At 59.4% G+C, this 22,352-nt stretch carries 23 protein-coding genes; 9 read left to right on the top strand and 14 right to left on the bottom strand.

Features of this window, described 5'->3' with window-relative positions:
• The first annotated feature begins 359 nt into the window (after positions 1-359).
• Together ACODTJ_RS27915 and ACODTJ_RS27910 are read left to right on the top strand one after the other, a co-directional pair.
• Complete coding sequence (locus ACODTJ_RS27915) at positions 360-1,085, top strand: helix-turn-helix domain-containing protein (RefSeq protein ID WP_488851359.1); 726 nt, start codon at positions 360-362, stop codon at positions 1,083-1,085.
• A 155-nt stretch (positions 1,086-1,240) separates the two neighbouring features.
• Positions 1,241-1,792 carry a thermonuclease family protein gene (locus tag ACODTJ_RS27910; protein ID WP_488851357.1) on the top strand — a complete coding sequence of 184 codons (552 nt, stop codon included), beginning with the start codon at positions 1,241-1,243 and terminating at the stop codon, positions 1,790-1,792.
• Positions 1,793-1,814: 22 nt separating this feature from the next.
• On the opposite strand, the gene ACODTJ_RS27905 is transcribed toward ACODTJ_RS27910, so the two are convergent.
• Entirely contained in the window at positions 1,815-1,991 is a 177-nt protein-coding gene (locus ACODTJ_RS27905) for a hypothetical protein (RefSeq protein WP_488851365.1), read from the bottom strand.
• On the opposite strand from ACODTJ_RS27905, the gene ACODTJ_RS27900 reads away from it, so the two are divergent.
• Positions 1,944-2,261, top strand: a complete 318-nt coding sequence (locus ACODTJ_RS27900; RefSeq protein ID WP_488851363.1) for a hypothetical protein — start codon at positions 1,944-1,946, stop codon at positions 2,259-2,261. The two genes, ACODTJ_RS27905 and ACODTJ_RS27900, sit on opposite strands and share 48 nt — an antisense overlap.
• On the opposite strand, the gene ACODTJ_RS27895 is transcribed toward ACODTJ_RS27900, so the two are convergent.
• Both ACODTJ_RS27895 and ACODTJ_RS27890 read right to left on the bottom strand, forming a co-directional pair.
• On the bottom strand, positions 2,234-4,336 hold the full coding sequence (locus ACODTJ_RS27895) for a putative bifunctional diguanylate cyclase/phosphodiesterase (RefSeq protein WP_488851355.1): 2,103 nt from the start codon (positions 4,334-4,336) through the stop codon (positions 2,234-2,236). The two genes, ACODTJ_RS27900 and ACODTJ_RS27895, sit on opposite strands and share 28 nt — an antisense overlap.
• A gap of 101 nt (positions 4,337-4,437) precedes the next feature.
• Positions 4,438-5,304 (bottom strand): hypothetical protein, encoded by an 867-nt coding sequence (locus ACODTJ_RS27890; protein ID WP_488851353.1) that lies wholly within the window; start codon positions 5,302-5,304, stop codon positions 4,438-4,440.
• Positions 5,305-5,456: 152 nt separating this feature from the next.
• On the opposite strand from ACODTJ_RS27890, the gene ACODTJ_RS27885 reads away from it, so the two are divergent.
• The gene (locus ACODTJ_RS27885) at positions 5,457-5,672 is read left to right on the top strand and encodes a hypothetical protein (RefSeq protein ID WP_488851351.1); all 216 of its coding nucleotides are present in this window, start codon (positions 5,457-5,459) and stop codon (positions 5,670-5,672) included.
• Positions 5,673-5,718: 46 nt separating this feature from the next.
• Here ACODTJ_RS27885 and ACODTJ_RS27880 read toward each other — a convergent pair whose 3' ends face one another.
• The gene (locus ACODTJ_RS27880; RefSeq protein WP_488851349.1) at positions 5,719-6,258 is read right to left on the bottom strand and encodes a hypothetical protein; all 540 of its coding nucleotides are present in this window, start codon (positions 6,256-6,258) and stop codon (positions 5,719-5,721) included.
• 137 nt (positions 6,259-6,395) lie between these two features.
• Between ACODTJ_RS27880 and ACODTJ_RS27875 the strand changes: the two genes are divergently transcribed.
• Entirely contained in the window at positions 6,396-6,605 is a 210-nt protein-coding gene (locus ACODTJ_RS27875) for a hypothetical protein (protein ID WP_488851347.1), read from the top strand.
• Here ACODTJ_RS27875 and ACODTJ_RS27870 read toward each other — a convergent pair.
• Positions 6,556-8,334 carry a DNA methyltransferase gene (locus ACODTJ_RS27870; RefSeq protein ID WP_488851345.1) on the bottom strand — a complete coding sequence of 593 codons (1,779 nt, stop codon included), beginning with the start codon at positions 8,332-8,334 and terminating at the stop codon, positions 6,556-6,558. The genes ACODTJ_RS27875 and ACODTJ_RS27870 overlap by 50 nt on opposite strands.
• 111 nt (positions 8,335-8,445) lie before the next feature.
• Positions 8,446-9,945, bottom strand: coding sequence for a trypsin-like peptidase domain-containing protein (locus ACODTJ_RS27865; protein WP_488851343.1), 1,500 nt, complete (start codon positions 9,943-9,945; stop codon positions 8,446-8,448).
• A gap of 118 nt (positions 9,946-10,063) precedes the next feature.
• Between ACODTJ_RS27865 and ACODTJ_RS27860 the strand changes: the two genes are divergently transcribed.
• Both ACODTJ_RS27860 and ACODTJ_RS27855 read left to right on the top strand, forming a co-directional pair.
• Positions 10,064-10,396, top strand: coding sequence for an SH3 domain-containing protein (locus ACODTJ_RS27860; protein ID WP_488851341.1), 333 nt, complete (start codon positions 10,064-10,066; stop codon positions 10,394-10,396).
• A 73-nt stretch (positions 10,397-10,469) separates the two neighbouring features.
• Positions 10,470-11,591, top strand: a complete 1,122-nt coding sequence (locus ACODTJ_RS27855) for a polysaccharide deacetylase family protein (RefSeq protein ID WP_488851339.1) — start codon at positions 10,470-10,472, stop codon at positions 11,589-11,591.
• 34 nt (positions 11,592-11,625) lie between these two features.
• Here ACODTJ_RS27855 and ACODTJ_RS27850 read toward each other — a convergent pair whose 3' ends face one another.
• From ACODTJ_RS27850 to ACODTJ_RS27815, 8 genes are all read right to left on the bottom strand, one after another.
• Positions 11,626-12,381 carry a hypothetical protein gene (locus ACODTJ_RS27850; protein WP_488851337.1) on the bottom strand — a complete coding sequence of 252 codons (756 nt, stop codon included), beginning with the start codon at positions 12,379-12,381 and terminating at the stop codon, positions 11,626-11,628.
• Between the two features lie 168 nt (positions 12,382-12,549).
• Positions 12,550-12,993, bottom strand: a complete 444-nt coding sequence (locus ACODTJ_RS27845; protein WP_488851335.1) for a hypothetical protein — start codon at positions 12,991-12,993, stop codon at positions 12,550-12,552.
• On the bottom strand, positions 12,993-13,331 hold the full coding sequence (locus ACODTJ_RS27840; protein WP_488851333.1) for a hypothetical protein: 339 nt from the start codon (positions 13,329-13,331) through the stop codon (positions 12,993-12,995). The genes ACODTJ_RS27845 and ACODTJ_RS27840 overlap by 1 nt, the downstream gene beginning before the upstream one ends.
• A 408-nt stretch (positions 13,332-13,739) precedes the next feature.
• Positions 13,740-14,111 carry a hypothetical protein gene (locus tag ACODTJ_RS27835; RefSeq protein WP_488851331.1) on the bottom strand — a complete coding sequence of 124 codons (372 nt, stop codon included), beginning with the start codon at positions 14,109-14,111 and terminating at the stop codon, positions 13,740-13,742.
• A gap of 107 nt (positions 14,112-14,218) precedes the next feature.
• Positions 14,219-14,458, bottom strand: a complete 240-nt coding sequence (locus ACODTJ_RS27830) for a hypothetical protein (RefSeq protein WP_488851329.1) — start codon at positions 14,456-14,458, stop codon at positions 14,219-14,221.
• Positions 14,458-15,639 (bottom strand): hypothetical protein, encoded by a 1,182-nt coding sequence (locus tag ACODTJ_RS27825; protein WP_488851327.1) that lies wholly within the window; start codon positions 15,637-15,639, stop codon positions 14,458-14,460. Before ACODTJ_RS27825 ends, ACODTJ_RS27830 begins: the two co-directional genes overlap by 1 nt.
• A 138-nt stretch (positions 15,640-15,777) precedes the next feature.
• Positions 15,778-15,906, bottom strand: a complete 129-nt coding sequence (locus ACODTJ_RS27820; RefSeq protein ID WP_488851361.1) for a YrrC family ATP-dependent DNA helicase — start codon at positions 15,904-15,906, stop codon at positions 15,778-15,780.
• A 24-nt stretch (positions 15,907-15,930) separates the two neighbouring features.
• The gene (locus ACODTJ_RS27815; RefSeq protein ID WP_488851325.1) at positions 15,931-20,835 is read right to left on the bottom strand and encodes a DEAD/DEAH box helicase; all 4,905 of its coding nucleotides are present in this window, start codon (positions 20,833-20,835) and stop codon (positions 15,931-15,933) included.
• A 474-nt stretch (positions 20,836-21,309) separates the two neighbouring features.
• Here ACODTJ_RS27815 and ACODTJ_RS27810 point away from each other — a divergent pair, with 474 nt between their 5' ends.
• Positions 21,310-21,924, top strand: a complete 615-nt coding sequence (locus ACODTJ_RS27810; RefSeq protein WP_488851324.1) for a hypothetical protein — start codon at positions 21,310-21,312, stop codon at positions 21,922-21,924.
• Positions 21,924-22,268, top strand: a complete 345-nt coding sequence (locus ACODTJ_RS27805) for a hypothetical protein (protein WP_488851322.1) — start codon at positions 21,924-21,926, stop codon at positions 22,266-22,268. Before ACODTJ_RS27810 ends, ACODTJ_RS27805 begins: the two co-directional genes overlap by 1 nt.
• Positions 22,269-22,352: the final 84 nt, after the last annotated feature.

Raw genomic sequence — 22,352 nt, 5'->3', positions numbered from 1 at the left:
GCGAAATCCCTCGACGATCACCCCGCCATCAGCAGCGTCGCGGAAACGACCGTTTCTGAGAGGGGGCGTGACGAAGGTCGGGGGCAATCGGAATCGGATGGTTCCGGCCACGCTCGCCGCCGCGCTCCAGCATCGTCGCCAGCCCCGTGTTTGCAGGGGTCTATGGGGCCTGCATGGAGAGATTCGCGAACGTTTAGAGCAGGATCGGGAAAGGGTCGATCTGCGTGATAAGGCGCGGCGTGGAATTAGTCGTGATGGCACAGCGCGGTCGCGCTCGCCGGTTCAGATAAGCGAGATCACCAGCAGGGTTTCGCAACACATTGCCTGACGCTACCGTCATGGGATTCGGAGGGATCGCCTTGACCAGCGTAAATGCAAAACGCCTCTTTCAGATTTCGACGGCGTATAATTTGCTGGATGAGTCGCAAACTGCGGCGGCCATGCCTGAGGAAGCTTATTTTGCTCGGCCTGATCTTGTGCGGGAAGAGTTTTTTGAGCCCAATGAGGTTATATTCAAGGCGGGAGAGCCTAACCATTATTGGCTCTTTGTCTCTTCCGGGATGGTACGGAAATACAAGGCCCTCTCTGACGGTCGTCGCCAAATCCTCGGATTTTCGATACCGGGGGACTGGATCGTTCCTTGTCCAGGGAATGAACTGAGCTTTTCGGCGGACGCGATCGATGCAGTGAGTGCCGTTTCGTTCCGACGTGAATGGTTGAATACCTCGTTCGCCGGGCAACCAGAGGTGCTGGCTCACTTTTACGATCTCGCGCAGGCCGAACTGGCAGCAGCCGAGGAACACATCCTGTTGCTCGGACGCCGACGCTCTGAAGAGAAGATCGCATGCTTTCTTCTCACGATGCGCGACCGATGGGCGCAGGTGCGAAAGCCGTCAATAACGGTGCATCTGCCGATGTCGCGACGCGACATCGCGGACTATCTCGGAGTCACGATGGAAACGGTCAGCCGCACGCTGGCCCGGTTTGCACGAGATGCGATCATATTAGTGGTTCCAGAGGGCGTGCGGCTGCTCGACGTTGGAAGGCTTGAACAGCTTTCCGGGTTAGAGGTCTCAGTGGCATAATCGGCGGACTAGGCGACAGACTTGCGGCGGAGCCTTGGATTCCTTGGCCTCCACCAACAATTTCGCGAACAACCTGCGGCATCACTCCATTTGCGACGCAGACGTTTGCCAATTCTTAGACGGTCATTGGCAGTGTCCCCGTCGAGGGGCAGAGCATGTCGTTTCGACGAGACATTGCCGGGATGAGCACGGTCCAATGGACCGTGGTATGCGGATGCTCGTTCATCGTCGCTCTGGGAGCAGGGCTTGGGCTGTTGACGCCATCGCCGGAGCGGGTGGATCAGATTCGAAGGGAATTTCGTCCCGCAGAATCTCAAGTGGTCGTTGTCCGCCCAGGGTCGCGATCGCTCGACGAAACCCAGAAGGTACCGTTCAAGATGTGCGGTCGCGGAACCGGCGACTGCGTCGTTGACGGAGACACGTTCTGGTATCGCGCGGAGAAAATCAGAATCGCCGACATTGATGCCCCAGAGACCGAGCAGGCCAAGTGCGCCAGTGAAAGGGCGTTGGGCGACCGGGCGAAGTACCGCTTGGTCGAGCTACTGTCAGAAGCGCCATTCTTGCTCGAAGGCTATGGCTCGCGAGATCGAGATCAGTACGGACGCCTGCTGCGCGTTGTTTCCCAGAACGGGCGCTCCGTGGGCCAAATCCTGGTAGCCGAGGGATTGGCCCGTCCATGGCAAGGCCGTCGTCGACCATGGTGTTGATGAGCGGCGGATGACACTGCGATCAGAATTTAGGTATCGCTGGGATGAACGGCCTTCGAATAGGGCGGCAGGCATCTATGCCTACTTCATCGAGCGCCCCGATGAACTTCGGCCCATCTCGGTCCCCGCCGATGGCCTGCTCTACATAGGCATGACCAACAGCAGCCTGGATGCCCGGTGCCACTTCGAGCACGTCCACAGCGGCTTCTCCTCTTTGCGCCGCAGCCTCGGCGCGATCCTGAAGAGTCAGCTTCAGCTTCGTGCGTTGCCACGCTCTCCTGGAGCGTCCCGTTCTTCTGGCATTGTCGCCAGCCGCGTGTTTGCAAGGGCTTGCGATGACGGTCGCCGGGCTGGTGGTGGAAGGTCATTTGGACAGGCGGCTAAAGCGGTCGGAGTAGGGTCGAGGGCGGGAATGTGTGACCGTAAGACGTTGACTCGATTTCAACGATCAGACGGAATTGCAGCGTAGGTCGCGCGCTTTCCCGTCGAGCACCAATCCTGAATGGTTTTCGGGACCTCAGCGCCAGATCGTGGCTTGGCATAAAAATGCCCCTGAGCGGAATCGCATCCAGCTTTTCTCAGGCATGCCGCCTGCTCAGCGTTTTCGACCCCTTCGGCCGTTGTGTGAATACCCAGAGCATGGCCCAGATTGATGATCGCCGCGACAATCGCTGCGTCGCTACGATCACTAGTCAGATTTCGCACAAAACTCTGGTCGATTTTGATGTGATCGACAGGGAACTGCTTGAGATGGACAAGCGAGGCAAACCCGGTCCCGAAGTCGTCCAGGGCGATTGAGACGCCAGCCGTATGCAGTTCGTTCAGGATAATGGAGGCCGTCGCCGTTCTTCGCCCGAGGAATACGGTTTCCGTCACCTCGACCTCGAAATAAGCGGGATGGATACAAGCCGCTTCGAGAATACGGATAATCCGGCCTGCAAGTCTAGGGTCGTTGAAGTCAGCCGATGACAGATTGATGGCGACCCGGCCAAAGTCTAGCCCCTCATCCAGCCATGCCCGGATATCGGCAGCAACTTGCCGTATCATCTGCTCTCCAAGGGCCATCGAAAGCTCCTGATCCGCGAAGATGGTGCCAAAATAAGCGGGTGTCAGAAGGCCCTTCGTTGGGTGGTGCCATCGGGCAAGCGCCTCGAATCCGACTATCTGTCCGGTCGTCAGGGAGACCTTGGGTTGGTAGTCTGGCCGAAATTGCTGAGCCGAGAGTCCCTCACGGACTTCGCGGGCGATGGTAACGCGGTGTTCAATCGTGTCTCGGGCAGCGCTAGTATACACAACCGCTCGGCAGCGACCTTGCTCTTTCGCGCGGTAAAGCGCGATGTCGGCGTCCATCATCAGTTCGACCGGGTCGCGATGATGCGCGGGGAAAGCTGCCAGCCCGATACTGACGGTCGTGGAGAACGTCTGCTCCTCGTGTTCAAGAGGCGCGCGCAGAGCCTCTACGATGGCGCTCGCACGAGCCGCAGCATTGGAAAGCTCGGAAATTCCGGTAAGAATGATGGCAAATTCATCGCCTCCGACGCGCGCCACGGTGTCGCTTTCGCGGACATGGCTACTCAGCCGACGAGCCGTTTCCTGAAGGAGTTGGTCACCGACTGCGTGGCCGAGCGTGTCGTTGATGTCCTTGAAATCGTCCAGGTCGAGCAGCAACAGTGCGACCCCTGATCTGCATGCCTCCGCATGCCTCAGCGCCTCTTCGAGACGAGATTGAAAGAGGGCGCGGTTTGCCAGCCCTGTTAGAGGATCATGATTGGCAGTTCGCCAGATTGCTTCTTCAATCGCCTTTCGATCCGCAATATCAAATGACAGGCCGATGAGCCGATGCGCGTCCTTTCGCTCAGCCCTGAGGGCAACCCATGTTGGCCGGTCATCAACGGTACGGTAGCGGACTTCGGTCGCGCCGCTTCCTTCCGTCATGACGGTCTGCCAGAAAGTCGAGACCTTCTGCTTGTCATCGGGGTGAACCCGACTGATAAAATCGGAAGCTGGCCCTGAGTCGATTCCCAGCAGGGCCATCGAATTTTCGGAGCGATCGACCCATTGTGTCTGGAGGTCGAGTTCCCAGGCAGCCATTCTGCTCGCCTGCAATGCCAACCGCAGTCGCTCCTCGCTGACCCGGATGGCATTGTCGGCCGCCTTCCGCACCGTAATATCGGTGAATGTGCGCACCATTCCGCCATTTGGGAGGCGGTTGGTTCGGACCTCCAGGACCGTACCATCGGGCCTTTGCCGCTCATAATCGAGGATTTCGACGTTGATCCCTTCGTATTTGATCGCGCGAAGGAGGGTGTCGGTGACTGTTCCGAATTCACCCTGCTCCATTTGCCACCGCTTCACATCCTCGAACAGCGGATTGGAGCGCATCAGGTCAGGAGGCAGGCCGAGGAGATCGATCGCACGCTGGTTGCAGACGGCCACGCGACCACTGGCGTCCACCATCAGAATTCCTTGGTCTACGTGCTCCAGAACAGCGTTCAGGAGCGGACTATCGCAGGCTAAGCGCGCGAACTGCTCTTTGTCGGTCAACCATCTGCCTCTTCGACTTTCACGAGTTGATAAGGATAGGGACGCGATCTTTCGAAATGCTGAAAATTAAACCGAGACCTTCCGCAGGTTTCCCGCCGATTTCAGTGCCGCACTTCGTCTTCGCCGACCATCTCCACCTTGAATTTCAGCATCTGGTCGAAGACCGGCGTCTTTCGGAAATCCTCATCGTGCCCCCAGCCGGAAACACGTTTCTGTCTGCGGGTTTCCAGCATGCCAAGCCACGTCAGGGGCCGAAGGACGCGGGTCAGCATGGCGAAGCCTGGGAGGTCATGCGCGATGGGCTCGCCGATGGTGTCCATGATCGTACAGGCAGGGGTAAGATGGTCGGTCCTCGACCATTTGTGAGCGGTAACCGACAGGCACCAAAGAGCCAGCCCGGCATGATGCTGCGGCCAGAACTCCAGCGGGTTCCGGTCGAAATCCTGAAGGTTCATCCTCCAGAACACGGACTGGAACAGTTCGCCGAGCAGAGCAGGCGCGGCGTCGTCCGCAAGCAGTGATTTCGCGACCTTGGTCGGTTTCAGGACCCCGGCGCGTTTCCGCAGCAGCCCAGCCACCTGCAAGGCGATGCGGGTGAAGAAGACGCCAAGGGCGTCCTGCTCGTTGATGACCTTGTTCATCGAGAGCGTCAGCGTCTTGTCGGACCCCGGCCATTCCGTCTGGTCGAAGACGTGCCAGACATCAGCACGCTTGAGGAAACCAGCGGCGGTGAGAACCAGCCCGCCCTGCTTCCAGGCCAGTTCCAGCATCAGCCGCGCGGCGATCACCATGGGCACGGCGAGTGCCGCCTGCACCGGCACGTCGTAGGGCGTGATCCGCAACGCCTTTGGCAGCCTGCCTGGGGGCTCCAGCAGGGCCTTGACCGATGCGGGCTGAAGGTGAGCCCAGGCGGGAGGGATCGAGGTCACGCCAGGAGGATAGGCGACGCCCTGACGCAGCCTCAACATCCATGTCGCATGCAATGCGTGGAAATTATCTCTTGCTCCGCTGGCAAGGTGCCCTTCGACCTTGGTCGAAGGGTGGAGGGCTTGCTTGACCTACGCCGCCGTCATAGGCCGACTGCATGCCGTTTCGAACCCTTGCCGCCGATGAAGAGGATATGACCAATCTGGTCGAGGCGTTCGACGCCGCTTGGATCGAAATCAACCATTCCACGCCGATCGCCCCGCCGTATCGCTTGGCTGCTCAAAACCGGCTGGGCGAGATTATTGTCGCGATCTGGAAGGCTGGCCGAGGCGCGCTGATCGTCGAGCGGGCGGTCGCGGAGTTCAACGCTCAAAGCTCGGTACCACCGTCCGGCCCGCAGGCGCTCTGAACTCCGGCGGTGTTGCTGGGCGACCGGCTGCCGAATGCGGTCGTCTTCAAACAAGCACCGGCATAGCTTCGACCATCACATCGTCGATGACCGGCACAGGGCGATTCCTGGTCGTCGCCACCGGCTCGATCGCGACCTTCAGGGGCTGATACCGGCCTTTGCCACCGACAGCCGGTGTCGCCGAGGCAGACAGGGCCGCCGTATAGACCTCGGTGCGGAGGTTCTCGATCTCGATCGGTCGTAGCCTGACCTCTCCGCGCCGCCGGAATGTGTGCACGAACTCGGCGGTCGAAATCGAGCCAAGCTCAACGATGCCCTGGAAATCGGCATCACCGTACCAGCCCCATACCCCGACGCTTCGCCATCCTCGGTAGCGACGCCGCTGATAGGCCACGGCGTTGTGGGCCGACCTTCTCAATCGATCGATCTCGTGGGGGCCAGCAAGGGCGCGCTCGACCGTCAGCGCGTGGAGCCGCTGCGGTTCGCAGGCGAGGATGCGGCGTGAGACATGGAGTGCGTAACGCCATGCGCAGCCGGGGCACGAGACCTTTTCGCACCGATGGGCCGAACAACAGGAATTGAGCATGATCTATTTAGCGGTGGTGAGCCCCCTCGACTAAATATGGGATGACAGACGCGTTCAGACAATCGATCCGCAGGAACAATGCTGCCTTGTCCGCGAGCAAGTGCCTCCGACACCCGTACGTTGTCGAGCAAAACGGCATGACACGCCTAAATCTCGGCGAGGAGCATTTCCACGCGATGAATGCCGAGCGCCGTCTCTGGATCATGGAGAACTGCTCGGCCTCGGTTGCGTACGACCAACTTCCGCTAGGAGCCGGACAGCAATATCTGTTCGAGAGCTACTATGACGCCTTCGATTTCATGATGCATTTCGGGATACGGGTGTTTCCTCGGACTGAAGATCACTGAGCATCGAGCCATTCTTCGGCATGACCTTCGCGATCCGGCGTCGCGCAATCTCGATATACTCGGCCTGCTGTTCGCAACCGGCGAAGCTGAAGCCTTCCTGGATCGCCGCGATCCCGGTCGAGCCGGAGCCCATGAACGGGTCGAAGACCGTTCCGCTGGGCGGGGTTACGAGCCGGACGAGGTATCGCATCAAATCGTTGGGCTTGACGGTCGGATGGTTATTTCCCGGCCCGCGATCGGCCTTGGAAGCCTTTGCTGTGTAGAAGAAACGCGCGCTAGAGCCCGCATCGCCGTATCCAACATCTCCATCGTACATTGCTCCACCGAACGAGCCATAAGTTGAATGTCCGGTGATTTTTAAGCCTCCACCCCCTCTACTTTTTCCGCGCGCGGGAAATCCCGCTACGACTGATGGAGAGCCATCATGAATGAAGTTGGCGGGCCATCGACCGTTCTCTAGCCTGGGTGCTTCAAGGCTTTGCTTCAAGCTGGTCTTTGGCCGGATGCCAGCGGCAACGTTGGCGTTGGTGAAGCTCGCAACTCCCCTGCTTCCTGGCCGCCCGGTGCTATCCGGCGTCTTGATGCGGCACGCGTCGATGTTGAGAGCGCCAGTGCCGTACCGCAACACGTTGGCTGCTACGTTGCTTTCGGAAATGGGTTTCCGCGCGATCAGAATTGGCTCGAAGGCTGGCTTCAGTGCCGTGCCGTGTCCTTCCCAGCGTAGCGCTTCTTCATCTTGTATTCGGACTCGTCGCCCGCTCCAATTGCCACTCGCCATTTCTTCGAGGAGGGCACCCGGTCTGGAAACTTCCGAAGCAGCGTCCATCGTCCGACCGGAAAATCGCGCGCTTCCCTGCTTCATACCCTCGATGGCCCGCCCGACGTTGTGTGATTTCGGAAAGCCCGAACCGAACACCCACATGATGGTGTCTCTGATCTCGAAGCCCGCATCCTCAATCGCCACGGCGAGACGATGGAAAGTTCTCGGACCGCCAAAGGCAATCAGGTGGCCGCCCGGCTTCAGAACCGCGTAGGCCGCCCGCCATGTTTCGGTGTCGAAGGCGATGTCGCCGCCATCCCAGGTCTGCTGCATGAAGCCGGTGGCCATCGACCTGTACGGATTATCATTGCCAGCCTCGCCGCCCTTCAAAGGCGCTGCGAGCTTTCGACCAAAACGGCGAGAGATCGAGGCTAGATGATATGGCGGATCGGTCACGATCGCGTCGAAGAGCACCTTCTTCTCGGTGAAACCCCGCATTTGTTCGCGGCAATCGCCATGATGCAGGCGGACGGTCGGTGCAGGCAATGGCGCTGCTACCTTTTCGATCGCGACACCTACGAGGGCGATCGACAGTCCGAGTGCGCTCATGACCGCGACCAGCGTCGTGATGGTGCCCTCGCCACGCTCGATCCGAATGAGCGCCGGTCTGGAAACGCCTGCCTGGATCGACAGTCGCTCCTGCGACAACCCGAGGCGCTTTCGCGAGTGAGCGATCCATGGGCCGAGTTCGAGATCGGCAGGCTGCTCTGTGAACCGATGCGCCAGAGCGTCCAGTACCGTCACCAGCGCCGCTACAGTTCCCCGCCCCGCTTCCAAATTGGCGACGGTCATCCGGGACATGCCAACCCTGGTGGCGAGCGACCGCTGCGAGAGCTTTCGCGAGCGCCGGGCTTCGACGATTTGCGCTCCCAGGAAGGCAGGGGCGACTTCGATTTGGGTACGATTCATAGGCCAGAAAGCGAGGGTGCGTGGCGAGGACCGCCCCGGCTTTGGCATAGGAACCGTAACCGGCGAGATAACGCTCGCCCTACTCCGCCATCGCCTGCGCTCTTTCCATAATCAGCGACACGTCACGAACACGCTGACCGCCTTGGCGTGATCGGCAAGGTCCGCTGGAGCCAATACAGCACTGGCTGCGCCCGACTCCATGGCAACGCGGTTGCTCTCTAGGAACGATGCAGCCGCCGAAGCCTTGACCGCGAAGTTGACGTTCTGGGGGATGTCGCCGCTCGCCGCAGCCGTTTTCAGGGCGTTGAGTTTGTAGGTGACGATGCCCACGACATTCCCCTTGTCGTCGAGCAGAGGCCCGCCAGAATTTCCTGGCTGGACCGGGGCGGAAACCTGGATGTGCCGGGTATCGTCACCGAGCCCGGCGAGCGCCGTGACGTTGCCGAGCGTGAAATTGCCGGTGCTCGCGAGCACGCTGGACAGCGGGAAGCCGAAAGCGGCCACAGCCTCCCCCAACCGGATGCCAATCCGTAGGCCCGCCACCTTCTGCGGCTTGTAGTCGATCTTCAGCAAGGCCAGATCGTTGGTCCGGTCGTTGGCCATGATGCGCGCCGGAAGCGGTCCACCGCCATCTGGTGCCACCGTAATGGCGGAGCAATCTTCGACGACATGCGCGTTCGTGAGGACGGTTCCGTCCTTGCCGACGAAGAAGCCGGTACCGGAACCGCCTTTCGCCTTGGGCTTCTGTTCTGGCGCAGGCGTGGCCGCAACGGATGTGGAAGGTGCTGACGGCGGCGCTGTTCGAGCCGTCTCGGTCCTCGAACTCGGTCGCGGCGGGTCCACGAACATCGCGCCGGTCATATGCGACCACAACGAGCCCGACATCAGCACCGCGATCCTCTCGCCGGAAATCTCCCCGCTCGCATTGCGCCAGGAAAGCGTGAACCCGGTGACGTTCGCTCCGTCCTGATGGTAGCGAAGATAGTGATCCATTCCGTCTGGCGTCGAAGCCGACACGACGAACCAGCCATCCTTGATCACGCGGAAGTGCACCTGACCGCCATCCTGGGCGATTTTCGCGAGGATCGCCGCGTAATTCGCGCTAACCGGAACGTTCGGCACCGTGGTGAAATCGACGGTCAGCCGTCCCTCAGGATCGTTGTATCGGATGCCGAATTCATTGCGAACGGCGCGAAGCCCGAGACCGAGCGGTACCCAAATACTGACGCGCCGAGACGGATGCTGGACTTTGCTGAAGCCCCACATGTCATATTTGGCGGTGGCGACCCCGAACAGGCGATCTAGCTGGTCCGTGCTGAAGATGCCGTTGGCGGCAAATCCGTTTTCCCGTTGAAAGGTCTGGATGGCTTTGAATAAGCGACCGTTGAAGTTCTCGTTCGGGACCGCGTTCCAATAGCCCGCCCCGGTCAGCAGAACCTGGAGAAATACGCGTTGCTGGGCGCTGAGAACCGTTTGATACGCGCGCTCTGCCTCGTAATATCCGGGTGGCCGGGACTGAGCTTGAGCCGAGGTCGGGATCGTCCACGCCACCCCGATAATTGCTGCCAGAGCAAACGCTACTCCACCAACCTTCAAACGCATGATCGCCATCAGCCTCCCACACGCCAGCAAGATACGTCACCGAAGCTGAATCAAAGCAAAAACTTTTGCTCAAATGCGAAGAACCGCACCGCTGGCAATTTAACGCGATAGCGTCATGATTATTCCGATGATCCGCGCCAGCATTCTACTTCTGCTCCTGCTCATTTCGAAGAGTGCTGAGGCAACAGCCGATGGCTGCGCCAAAATCCTGGAAACTCCAGACGGGTTCCTGTCGCTCAGAGCCGGACCGGGACGCTCGTTTGGAGAGATCAATCGCCTACGCCCCGGCGATCAACTCTGGATCGATACCGCCACCTGCGAGCAGGTCGAAGGAAGATCTGTCTGTGATCCGAGATGGGTCCACATCACGTCCGTCAGGCGGATCGACAATGGCTCCGGCCGCTATACGCAAGGTTGGGCACATCGCCGCTACTTACGCTTCCACGACTGCAAAAATTAGAAGCGCCGGTCTGCTTACCCCACGGTAACCATAAGCGGCTACCACTAGCCCGTTGCGTTGAGTGGGGTTGGGTATGAAGAGGGCTATTGCCGCTGTCCTAGCATTGCTAGCCTGCGGCATCGGTGAGCGTGCCAAAGCAACCAATTGCACGGACGATAAGCTCGGCACCTCGCGCGTTCTTGAGGTTCCGGTCTCGACAGGACCGGTTGGCGACATCTCCTACCGAGGTCGGCTGCCCTTGGCGAGAGGCGAGGTCGTATTGACTTTCGACGACGGCCCTATGCCGCATCGCACGACTGCCGTTCTCGATGCATTGAAGGCCGAATGTGTCCGGGCCACCTTCTTTGTTATCGGCACAATGGCTCGACAGTTTCCAAACATTTTGCGTCGCGTCGCCGCTGACGACCATACGATCGCCAGCCATTCCTGGTCACATGCCTATTTGAACCGGGTTCGTAGTGATCAGCGCCGTCGTGATGAAATCAACGGCGGCCTCCTTGCCGCAAGTGCCGCGCTCGGCACGGCAAGCCCGGCTCTATCGCCATTCTTCCGTTTTCCGGGTCTTGGGCGGACACGTGCTCTGGAAGACTACGTCGCCGAACGCAACCTCATTTCAATGAGCGCAGACATCGTTGGAGATGACTGGAAGCCGATCGGCTCCGAGCAGGTGCTCAATCGCGTTATGCGGCAACTCAACGCAAAAGGTCGCGGCATCATTCTGCTGCACGACATCCAGAAGCGGACCGTCGATATGGTCCCTGCTTTGCTGCACGCGCTGAAAACCGGGGGGTACAAGGTCGTTCACATCGTTCCATCAGCCCGAGACACTCGAACTGCTCTTGCACTGGCAGAGCCGCCTGCCAATGCGCGTATCAGAACAGCTTTGGCGAGTATGAGAAGCGAGGCGAGCGCGTTCGCCGAGCTTTCCGCTCCGACAAAGCCCGTGCCGTTCCTGCTTGCTGTCAACCAATTGCCGGAGTCTCTCCGTCCCAAAACCGGCACGACGGAACCCACGGAAGTTACCTCGCCCTCTGTCGCCCAAACCTTCGCGGCAACGCCTTCCGCAACGCGGCTAGTTGTGTCGAACTCAGCGCTATCGACACCAACGATTCAAGGCCCAGCAAGCAACGGCTTCGTCGTGCTCGCCTCGACGCAGGCAACCCCAAGCTTCGAGGAGCTAGGCTTGCGCCGGTAGCAGGGCCGGTGCAATGAGCCATCGGCGCTTCGGCCTACATCTTGTTGCGAGACAGAAGCCGCTGCTCGTCGATGATAACGCCGATCCGTTGGCCGCCCTTCAGGATCGCAAGCCTGCCAGGATTTTCGAACTTCGTCGTGAGTTTGGGGCACTTTTCGTCCGTCGAGTTGTTGATTTTGGCGTCTGAGACGACCAACACCCCGAGGTCCTTCCCCGTGGAACTAAAAATCCCGTGACCCATGCGGTTACCGACAAGTTCGGCGACGATCGAAGATCGCAAGATACCGTCTGAGCCTCGCTTGCTGTCTCTGAGAATGAACGAGGTGGTGCCAGGGTCGGACTCGTAAGCCCAATCCCTCACGCTCGCCAAACGAAGCTCTCCAGTCAGGGAGCGCTCAAGCTCGCAAATTGGTGCCTGCGTCTGCATGGAACGACAAGCCCGCGCGAATTTTCCAAGTTCAGACTGCTTTTTACGTGGAAGCTTGCCGTCGATGCCATCTCCAGCAATCGAAATATCTTTTCCGTCAGATATTGCCTCAGGTAATCCATCGACCAATCCGATGTCGAACTGATATTTCCAAATGTCATCATGCTCGTCGAATTCTATAGACATCGATTTGTATGAAAATTCTTTTTTATCTATGATAAATTTTATTTGAGGCATCTTTTCTTTAATAAAGACACTAGCAATTCCGGAAGTTGAGATCGGTCCCACAGATAGACGAAATGAATTTCGATCACAAGTCAGGATTATTCCTTCGTAATTCATGGGTTCTTCTGTATCTTCCACGATACCTGCTCTAGCGCCCTCTTTGCCGATATCGATACTCCACCTGTAGCCAGCCCTAGCGTCAAAAGCGAAGCTTTCGACGCAACTTGAGATCAACGTCACAAGAGCGACAGTGGTAAACGTCACGGATTGACGAGTGCGAGATCGCATTTTTGCTGCTCTGCCAGTTTAGTGGTGCGTCGCGGAATAGGAAAATCGGAGCCGGGCGTGTGGACTTTGAACGGAATATCCCGTCACGGTGCAGCCGTTCTTAACTCGAACAGGAGCGGGGCCGTGTAGGACAACCTGACCGCTTCCAGCCGACCTTCCGAGTACGGCGTATGGCGCAGGCCGACATCCTGACTTGAAGGCGTATGCTGTGCCCTCGAAGCGTTCGCCGTCGTAGGTGCCTTCGAACAGCACGGTTCCCGATCGAACGCCAGCCTCGCCAAGACCAGGGCGTGGCGTCTCGTAGGTGATCCTGACCTTATCGCTCACCATGTAGAGGTTCATGACCGAGCGGTTGTGCTCGAAGACGTGCAGTTCACCGGCCAAGGCGTTGCAACAGGTGCAAGCCAATGCCGCAGTCAAGGCTGCAAGCTTGAATTCGAAGCGCCACATCTCGTCACCCATCAGCGGATGCATCGAATAAGCTTCACAGCCGGGCCGCCATCCTGCGAGAGCAAAAGCCTGTTACCCGATATGCTGAAGTCAATTCGCAAGGACCATTGCTCTCCTTCACCTTCACAGGCCGCTTTTGCGCGCCAGCTACCCGCAGAAGGACTCTTCAGGGATAAAATCTTACAAAAAGATTCGTGAGCGATGAATAAGGATTTTCTAAATTCGACATTTGAATCCGAACCTTCGTCACGACAATTTTTTTGATTTGGAGCCCATTTGCCAACATAAGACTGCGCCTCCGCAGAAAATGTGCAGGCGATTGACACTAATAATACTGCAAAAACTTTCATGTTCCGCGCCCATCTATATCGCTACGGTAACAAGCAGGTCGCGACATGAAAATCTCGTAAATGACCGCGAACTCCGTGCGAATTGCTCTACTTAATGCCGCTCTGGAAAAGCAATTCTTTCTGTATATTTTTACTATAGCTTAATTAGCACGCAGCCCCTCGTCTTCGTGAGCCTCCAGCGGCCGGGAGCGCATTAGCCCGTTTCCAAGACGGCATGGATTATCGGACCCGTCCCTGCTCATTCCACGAGCGTGCTCTATCTAAAGCGTCTGCGCAGGGCCGTATGGGTCTGCTCGGCGCAGGGAGTGGCGGCTGAATCGAATCAGCCGCAGCACATAAACAAAGCAACCTTCTGGTGTGGAACTCGTAACCGAACGGCTCGCGCTCGCGACGACTTCCAGCATCCGCCTATGATCGTGAGCGGGCGATCTCGTCGAACACATTCTCGGCCTGCTGAAACCGAAGCTCGGCCTCCTTTTTCCGATGCGCTGGGTGACGGTCAGGATGGAGCGCGCCCCGGTAGGCTCGACGTGCCGCCGAGATGAGCCATTCCGGCGCGCTGTCGGCAAGTCCGACCCGGCGATAGAGAGCGATCGCCGGATCAGGCCCCACCGCAGTAGCAGCCGAGCGGCACCGCTGAACTTCTGTCCGCAGTGTTTCCACTTCCGCCTCGGCCTCGACGACCATGTTTTCGAGCGCCGTGACGTAGTTCGCATCGATGGTGTTTCCGGCGGACGAGTTCGAAACGGCGCGACGTTCGATTGAACCGAGATCAACCACAGCCCGGCGATCGTGATGACGATCAGGGCGATGTAGCCGAACACCGCCATCCAAGGCTGCGATATGAGCCAGCCGAGCGCGGCGAGGACAAGTAGCGTCCGCATAGATCAGCGCCTCTGGAATAGTAGCGCGGCGAGGAGGTTGGCCCGACCGACAAGGCGACCGTGGGCATCGCGTGTCGTCCGCGAGTGCTCATCGTAAATGCCGACGATTACGCCGCTCGCGTCACGGGCGATCAGCTTGCCGACAAGTCGCTGGCGCTCGATCCTGCCCACGACGGTCCCTCGGTGATCGCGAACGACCTCGCGCAAAGGAGCCTTGTGAACCTGGACGATGGCGGCATCCATCAGGCCGCCTCCCGGCCGTTTACCTCGCCGTCGAGGTCGTCGAGCATTCGGACGATCTCGGCGGCCTCCTCGTCATCAGCCCTCGCTGGGACGGCAAGGAAGTCAGGGAACGGCGCATTGGGGTAGTGTTGGAGCAACGCGGGCACACCAGCCTGTTCGCTGCTGAACGCATACAGGATACCGAGTTCGTCAAGCCGCCGCCGGATAGCTGCGGCTACGTCCGGTTTTACCCGCCTGTTGCGCGGAGCCAGCACCTGTTCGCAGGCCCATCGGCTTTCGTCACCGGATCGCAAGAGCGCCAGTTCGATCACCGCCTGCTCGCCCGGTCGGACCCATTCAACCAGGATGCGTTCGCAAAGAAAGGCGAAGGACAAGCGGTCGCCTGCACAGTTCCGAAAACGAATCCCGAGACTGGCCTGCTCTGGCCCGAGCCGAAGGCGCAGATCGGGGTCGTCATCCGCGATGGGGACCTCGACCGGAAGGCGAACCTGACGGGCCATCCAGCCTTCAGCCCATTCGACCATGTTCACGCCCCGCGTCCCGACCGGAAGCTTATCGAGGCTCTCCCGGATCAAGCCCGGCGTCGCATCGCAGAGTTCCACGATTATCTTGGTAAAGGCGTTCAGCGGAGAAACCTCGTCGGGCTTCACCCTTTCGACGACGGCACGATGGACAAGCACGTCGTCGAGACCGGTCACCACCGTGATGTGGTCGGTTCGAAGCTGGCCCTCGATCTGCCCGAGAACGCGCGCTCGCTTGCGGTCGCGCGGATCAGCGAACAGTTCGAAGGCGCGCCGGTAGATTTCTTTGCCAAATTGAGGGTCGCCGCCAAGCCGGGACAGCAGGCCGAGATAACCATCGGGACATGAGCCGAACAACGCCTCGATCGTGCGCCGGGGCTTCAACAGGATCAGCGCCCGCGCAATTTGCGCCAGCGGATCGAGATGTTCGCTTCCAGCCAGAGCATCCGGCGCATGATGCGCGATGCGATCCAGGAAATCCCTGGGCCTGTCTAGATCAACTTCGGCAGCGACGGCGAAGATGGCCTGCCGGGTGAGATTGCTGGCGTAGAGAATTTTCAAGATGAAATGAGGAAGAGATGCTTCCAAACGGCTTGCGAAATTCAACGAGTAGCCACGGAATTCGCGCGGTAGAAGTGGCTTTCGCTCGATCGGTCCCAATGATTACCTCGTGCTGGCTGCGTACAGACCAGCATGAAGCGAATCCGAAATTTGTCGAACGAATTGTCAGAGAGTTGTGCCGATATCGCTGCCTAGCCGTTAACCCGATGCCAGAATCACGATGACAGAAAGGCGCGGTCAAAGGGCAGCCGGAGCGACTACAGTCACCAGATCGCGCCTACCTCGTCCCTTCACTCGGATCACGGCGGAGCCGGTGTCGGCATTGTAGAAGGTCACCCGCTCAACGGTCCCAGCGAGGGTTTCCAGGGGAGTCGGTGCGGGTTCGGGTGATTATGCAGGTTCGAGCCAATCCTTATGCTGGCTGACATGGCTCCGTCTATCGCCCGGCCCATTCTCGGCAATGTCCAAGGCGGGAAGGCTGCGGACGATCTTCATCGTTTCCAGGCTGACCGTGATGATGCGCCGGAACAAGTCGAACGGGTAGGCAGGATCACCCACCGTCTCGATCGCGTAAAGGTTGGCGTCGTTGACGATCCCGGAAGCCGGATCGGTCTTCACGCATTGCCGCTCCATGACCCATTCCAGCGCGGGCTTGCCGTTGACCACGTAGTCGTAGGCTTCGAGCGGGATGCCGGTCATGGTAATGCGCGGGTTGTAGATCACCGTGGTCTTGTCGAGGTTGGGCCGCTTCCCGCCGAACTTCATCTTCTCGACGCGGAAATAGGCGGCTTTATCCTCGATGTGGGCGAGGCGGATGTCACCCTCCTTGATCGTGACCGGATAGGGCTCGACGGTCTCGAAGTTGACGTGCAGATCACCGAGCTTCCGGCCTGCTTCGACCAAGGCCCGGAAGTCCTCGGCCCGCTTCATCAACGGGATGCGCGGCAACTCCTTCGACAGGTTGTGGGCATACCGCTCGCGGTACTCATTCGAATGCAGCAGACCGTAGACGTAGTAGAACAGGTTCTCTTTCGTGACCGCCTCGCTCGGATAGGCTTCGGTGAAGTGCTTGAGCCCGAAACTGGTGATGGTGTCACGTTGGATCGAGCCGGGCTTCGATTCAGCAACTGCGCTCAGTAGGTCATTTTGCGAACCATCAGCGTCTTCGTCAGTTTTCTCTGAGCTATAGGTGTAGAGTGGAAAATACTGACCCTTCGAAATTAGGTCATGGCAAGGCATTTCCTCGGTCATCAAACAAGAAAAATCCAATGCTCCGGGACCGGATAGAATAATCCCTAAATTCTTCGTATCGCGTTTGAAATACCGCCCCATCAGATATCCGCTCCAGTTCAAACGATTGTCACCGTAGATGAACTGTCGCTGGTAGGGCCGGTAGATGCTGGGCCGAATTTTCTCTCGATCAAATTCATAGAGCCGCCCCTTCTCATGGTCGCCAATCGTCTTCTGGCACCATTTGAAAAATGCTTCTGGCGTGGAGTACCCCAGGTTTTTTGGGTGGCCGTTGAAATTTTTTATCTGCTGTGAAATCGTTCTCTCAAGTTCTCTTTGAGACGAATTGTAGCATATAGCGTCGCGGTTTGTCTTGACGCCCGCCGAATATGTATCGAATAGCGCTGATGTGCTGCTGCCCTTCGCTCCGATGGACAGGTGCCGGTCAAATACGATATCGCTTTGATTGAGCCAATCGCCCTTGTCGTCGGGGCAGATTTCGCGCCAACCATCCGCAACGCCAGAAATGCTCCCATATCCTGCTGTAATCGCGAGTTTCTGTTCGCGTGTGAGGTAGTCGCCGACTTCATGAAAGCTAATTTTACCTTGCGCTGTTGCTGCTGGGTTTTTCACCATAATGACAATTGCTACAGGCGTGCGGCTCCCTTGGCCAAAAATCTTTCCGCCCTCTCGGCGCGACCGCTCACCCTGCGTGCGTTGATTACCGCGCAGATGAAAGACGAAAAGCCGTGAAAACTCTTCGGTCAGGCACTTCCGCACACCGTCTGTGACCGCGCCATCCACCCAGCCCGCATTGGTGACAAAGCCGATTACACCCTCGGCCCCGACCCGGTCGGACGCCCAACGTATCGCACGGATATAGCTATCATAGAGTGCGCGCTTGTTCGTCATCTTGGTGCGGGCTGCATAGGTATCGCGGATGCGGCCATCCAGTCGGGGATAAACCACATTGGCTGCGTCATCGTTGGCGTTGTCCTGCCCTACGGAATAAGGCGGATTACCAATGATGACGCGAATGTTGAGTTCCTTCTGGCGCGTGCGACGATTGGAGTTCGCCTCAAGCATGTCACTAACGAGGTCGCGGTCTTGCTCGTAAAGCTGGAAGGTGTCGGTCAGGCAGATGCCGGGAAACGGCAGGTAGTCGCCGCCCATCTGCTCGTGATAGACCGCCTCGATGTTGATCGCGGCAATGTAATAGGCGAGCAGCACCATCTCGTTGGCGTGAATTTCGTGCCGGTACTTGTGGGCCATCTGCTCCGGCTTGATCAGGCCCGACTGGAGTAGCCGCGTGATGAAGGTGCCGGTGCCGACGAAGGGGTCGATGATGTGGACGCCCTCGCTGCCGAGCGTCTGCCCGAACTCGGACTGAAGCACCTCGTCCACCGACTTGATGATGAAATCCACGACCTCGACCGGGGTGTAGACGATGCCGAGGCGGGCGGTGAGCTTCGGGAAGGCCGCCTTAAAAAACTTGTCGTATAGCTCGACGACGATCTTCTGCTTCGCCGTGGCGTCCTCGATGCCCTTCGCGCGCATCTTCACGCTGTCGTAGAACTTGGCGAGGCTCTCGGCCTCTTTCTCCAGGCCCTGTCGGTCCAGCACGTCCAGGACACCCTGAAGCGCCTTCGAGACCGGGTTGTTCTGCGCGAAGCTGTACCCCTCGAACAGAGCGTCGAAGACCGGACGGGTGATGAGATGCTGGGCGAGCATCTCGATGGCCTCGTCGTCCGAGATGCTGTCGTTCAGATCATCGCGGATTTCGGCGAGGAAGGTCTCGAACGCCTGCTTCTCTTCCGATCCGGCGGTTTCTACGGCGGCGCGAATGCGCGTCACATGGACCTCGGCGATCCGGGCAACGTCCTTCGCCCAATCTTCCCAATAGGTGCGGGTTCCGCAACGCTTGACGATGCGCGCCATGATCGCCCTGGCGAACTCGTCGAACATGAAGGAGAACTGCTCCTGGCCATCGGCAGGGCGGTGATCTCCTGGTTCCCGGTCCGTGACGCCGCCACCCGCGCCCAGATCGAGACCGGTCGCATTCTTCGCCTGACGGGTCGGCAATTCGTTGGTGACAGCGACAATCTCGATGCGATCACCGGGATCGACGCCGAGATCGATCTTGTTGATCGTGGCATCGAGCCGGTCGTCATGGGCGCGAAGCGCGTTCAAGATTTGCCAGACGACACGGTACTTCTCGTTGTCGTCGAGCGCCTTCTCGGGCTCCATGCCCGCCGGAACGCCGACCGGCAGGATCACATAGCCAAGCTTCTTGCCCTCTGCCCGACGCATGACGCGGCCAACCGACTGGACCACGTCGATCTGCGATTTCCGGGGATGCAGGAAGAGGATGGCGTCGAGCGCGGGAACATCGACACCTTCCGACAGGCATCGCGCGTTCGTCAGAATCCGGCACGTGTCTTCGGTCTCCGGCTCGGCCTTCAGCCATGCCAGCCGCTCGTTCCTGGCATGGGCACTGAAGCCGCCATCGACATGGCGAACTTCGCAATCGAGGGGTGGAATGGTCGCCGCGACAGCTTCATCAAGGGTGTCGCGCCATTCATCGGCGACACGGGCGAACTCGGTTTCGATCAGCTTCGAGCGCTTGATGTCACGGGTGAAGGCCAGGGCGCGCCGCATCGGACCGGTATCGCTGGCGATGTCCGCCCGGAGGTCGGCCTTGGTCAGGGCCTTGTAGCAGCCAATGATCTTGGTGGCGTCGTCGAGCTTCAACTCGTTGTTCTCGTCGGCCAGCAGGCGCTGGACGCCCGAACTCACCGCCGCCTCGTCTACGGCGAGCACGATGACCTTGTAGTCGGTGAGCAGCCCGTTCTGGACCGCCCAGGAGAAGTTCCGGGTAAACAGGGTCTGACCGAACAGCGCCGGGTCGTCCATCGAGCAGAGCACGGCGTCTGCATCGTCTGCGGTCTTCTTGACGGCATCACCGAAGATGCGCGGCGTCGCCGTCATGTAGAGGCGCTTCTTGCCCCGGATGTAGGCGGCATCGTGCACGCGGACGAAGTTGCTGTCGTCCTCTCCGGCGAGCGTCACGCCGGTCGTGCGATGCGCCTCGTCGCAGACGATGAGGTCGAAATCTGGCAGTCCGTGATCAAGCTGCGCGGAGGAAACTGCCTGGATCGACTGGTAGGTCGAGAACACGACGGTGAGCTTGTCCGGGGCATCCGGCTTGGCGCGCGCGGCGAAATCCGCCGCCCGCGTGGAAGCGGGGATTTCCAGGTCGTGGACATCGATATCGGCAACATCACCATCGGCGGCTTTCCGAATGCCGACTTGGCTGTCCGAGCAGACCGCGAACGAGCGAAGCGGGATCGTGCTGTCGATCGACCATTCGCGGATCGTCTGCGACATCAACGAGAGCGACGGCACCAGGAACAACACCCGGCCACCCTTGCCGATCATGCTCTCGGCGATGTGCAGCGCCGTGTAGGTCTTGCCGGTACCGCACGCCATGATCAGCTTGCCGCGATCGGCCACGGCCAGTCCCTCGCGGACCGCAGCCAACGCCTCGACCTGATGCGGGCGCGGCTGCTTCCTCGCGACGAACTGGACCTTCTCGGTTTCCGAGAACGCTTTCCAGTCAATGCCGCTGTCCTCGATATCGGAAAGACCGATCCGCTTCGTGTCGATGGATTGGCCTTCCAGCGCGCTCTCGGCGTGGGTGCTCCAGGGCACGCCCGTGGTATCGACGATCAACCGGCGAACGAATGGACGCCGCCCCGATGCGGTGAAGAAGCTGTCGATGTCAGCGCGCTGGATGCGGTGACCTTCCGCGTAGAACTTGCACTGGATCGCGCACCACTCGCCGGGGGCTTCGGCCAGTTCCGCAACGAGGTCGATGCCGGTGTCGCGAGCGTCGAGACCCTGGCTGCGTGCCCATTCGCCGTAGCTCATGACCTGACGATAGAGATCGCGCTGGGTCGGAGCATGCTGGAGCCAGACCCGGACCAGCTTCTCGAAGTAGCCGCCCTTTTCGCGCTCGGAGGCCGATCCCGACCGATACCGCTCCAATAGGTCGTGCAAGCTCATCTTCAGGCCCTGCTCAATCGCTCGGAATTCTGCCGAATCTCTACAGCATCCCGTTGTGCCAGCGGCAGTGTCTTGAAGTCATCCTTCCATGCGCGTGCGCGTGAATTCGTCCCCGACGATCGCGTGATGGATAGTCTCGCACGAACTCTCTACGTCGGCCCTTTCCGCGCTTCGCGGAAATTGCGGCGACCTATTTGGGGCGCATCCAGGGGTGAATTGAAAGCTTCATGCGAGACGCGGCGATCGTAGTCGATCGATCAGTCGGATCGCCCGTACACCACCTGCTCGGCACCTTCGACGGCCCCGACATCATCAAGGATTTTCTGCGACGAAAGACACGCAATATCAATATCGTACGCAGAACGCCCACGCGGCCAGCACGGTCGCTTTTCAAAGTTCTGCGGCGCTCGCAATTGAAGAGAGCGGCGGCCTCAGACACGACCCCTGAGACACAAGTCGCGCCGACACCCCTTCATGGTCGGCAAACAGGAGGTGACTATGGGCATTCGATCGTACTCCTTGACGACCGGTTCGCCGGAAGGCTGGCTGCCTTCAGCTTTGGAGCGATCAAGGGGAGGACGGCTATCCGCCGAAGCCACTGTCGCGATCACCGTGCCGTCCATCAGCGCTTCCGTGGAAGCACATCACAACGGCGCGCTTTACTCGATCTCGCTCTTCAAGAACACGCGTGGGTATGGCGCTGAAGCCAACCTTCGGTCGTGGCGGAGACTCCTGACCAAGTTCGATCCGAGCGGCAAGGACGGATGGGCGTTCGATGGCTCGAAGCTGGAGCCTGGAGCCGAGGCCATGGTCCAACGGGGCTCACTGATCGTTGGGCTTGATGATTCTTGGGCCAAGGGCAACTGGTACTCGGGACACGAGGTCCGCCCCCGCGCTCTCCGGGCCTTTCTCGCCCAGGTCACGGAGGTGGACGGGTTCAAGATCATCTACGAGACCTCGGATAACGCATGGGCTCCGGGCATAGTCGGCTTTCTCAATGCCCATACCGACTTGGTCAAGACTGGCCGGGTTGGAAGCGGCCCGACCATGCGAAGGAGTCGGGCCTATTGGGATTCGGGTCGGCGGTAATGGCCAAAATGCAGGACCCCAGGGCGTTCGCGACACCTCAGTTGCGAGCGCAGTTCGCCAACACGGTGGGCTATCCGCATCACGTGGTTCTGAGCCCGACGAAAGTTCAAATCCGAGACGCGGCTATCACGAGTTGGCTCGCCGATCATGGCGGGGCCTTCGATTTCATTACCGACTTGGATCGGCTGGAAACCAAGCCCCTGGCTTGGCAGCAAAAGGCGCTCGTTGTGCGCGATGAGTATGCCGGGCTCCGTGGCGATCTGCCCGAGGAGGTTGCGAGGTCGGTGTTCTATGCATTCCAAGACCCCGATTTGGCCTTCGGGTTCAAGATGGCTTTTGGCTGATGAGATTGCTACCCCTCTCTTTCTCTCACAAACGGTCGTTTCCGCGACGCTGCTGATGGCGGGGTGATCGTCGAGGGATTTCGC

This window comes from Allobosea sp. FG18 (assembly GCF_057809495.1).
Note: the sequence above shows the minus strand (reverse complement) of the source record. Positions and strands in the feature narration are given on the sequence as shown.

Bases quoted from the DNA above. Each gene is read 5' to 3' on its own strand.
- ACODTJ_RS27910 (WP_488851357.1), top strand. From the start codon at position 1,241: ATGTCGTTTCGACGAGACATTGCCGGGATGAGCACGGTCCAATGGACC.
- ACODTJ_RS27900 (WP_488851363.1), top strand. From the start codon at position 1,944: ATGACCAACAGCAGCCTGGATGCCCGGTGCCACTTCGAGCACGTCCAC.
- ACODTJ_RS27890 (WP_488851353.1), bottom strand. From the start codon at position 5,304: ATGTTGAGGCTGCGTCAGGGCGTCGCCTATCCTCCTGGCGTGACCTCG.
- ACODTJ_RS27885 (WP_488851351.1), top strand. From the start codon at position 5,457: ATGACCAATCTGGTCGAGGCGTTCGACGCCGCTTGGATCGAAATCAAC.
- ACODTJ_RS27880 (WP_488851349.1), bottom strand. From the start codon at position 6,258: ATGCTCAATTCCTGTTGTTCGGCCCATCGGTGCGAAAAGGTCTCGTGC.
- ACODTJ_RS27875 (WP_488851347.1), top strand. From the start codon at position 6,396: ATGACACGCCTAAATCTCGGCGAGGAGCATTTCCACGCGATGAATGCC.
- ACODTJ_RS27870 (WP_488851345.1), bottom strand. From the start codon at position 8,334: ATGAATCGTACCCAAATCGAAGTCGCCCCTGCCTTCCTGGGAGCGCAA.
- ACODTJ_RS27865 (WP_488851343.1), bottom strand. From the start codon at position 9,945: ATGGCGATCATGCGTTTGAAGGTTGGTGGAGTAGCGTTTGCTCTGGCA.
- ACODTJ_RS27860 (WP_488851341.1), top strand. From the start codon at position 10,064: ATGATCCGCGCCAGCATTCTACTTCTGCTCCTGCTCATTTCGAAGAGT.
- ACODTJ_RS27855 (WP_488851339.1), top strand. From the start codon at position 10,470: ATGAAGAGGGCTATTGCCGCTGTCCTAGCATTGCTAGCCTGCGGCATC.
- ACODTJ_RS27845 (WP_488851335.1), bottom strand. From the start codon at position 12,993: ATGGGTGACGAGATGTGGCGCTTCGAATTCAAGCTTGCAGCCTTGACT.
- ACODTJ_RS27840 (WP_488851333.1), bottom strand. From the start codon at position 13,331: ATGAAAGTTTTTGCAGTATTATTAGTGTCAATCGCCTGCACATTTTCT.
- ACODTJ_RS27830 (WP_488851329.1), bottom strand. From the start codon at position 14,458: ATGGATGCCGCCATCGTCCAGGTTCACAAGGCTCCTTTGCGCGAGGTC.
- ACODTJ_RS27815 (WP_488851325.1), bottom strand. From the start codon at position 20,835: ATGAGCTTGCACGACCTATTGGAGCGGTATCGGTCGGGATCGGCCTCC.
- ACODTJ_RS27810 (WP_488851324.1), top strand. From the start codon at position 21,310: ATGGTCGGCAAACAGGAGGTGACTATGGGCATTCGATCGTACTCCTTG.
- ACODTJ_RS27805 (WP_488851322.1), top strand. From the start codon at position 21,924: ATGGCCAAAATGCAGGACCCCAGGGCGTTCGCGACACCTCAGTTGCGA.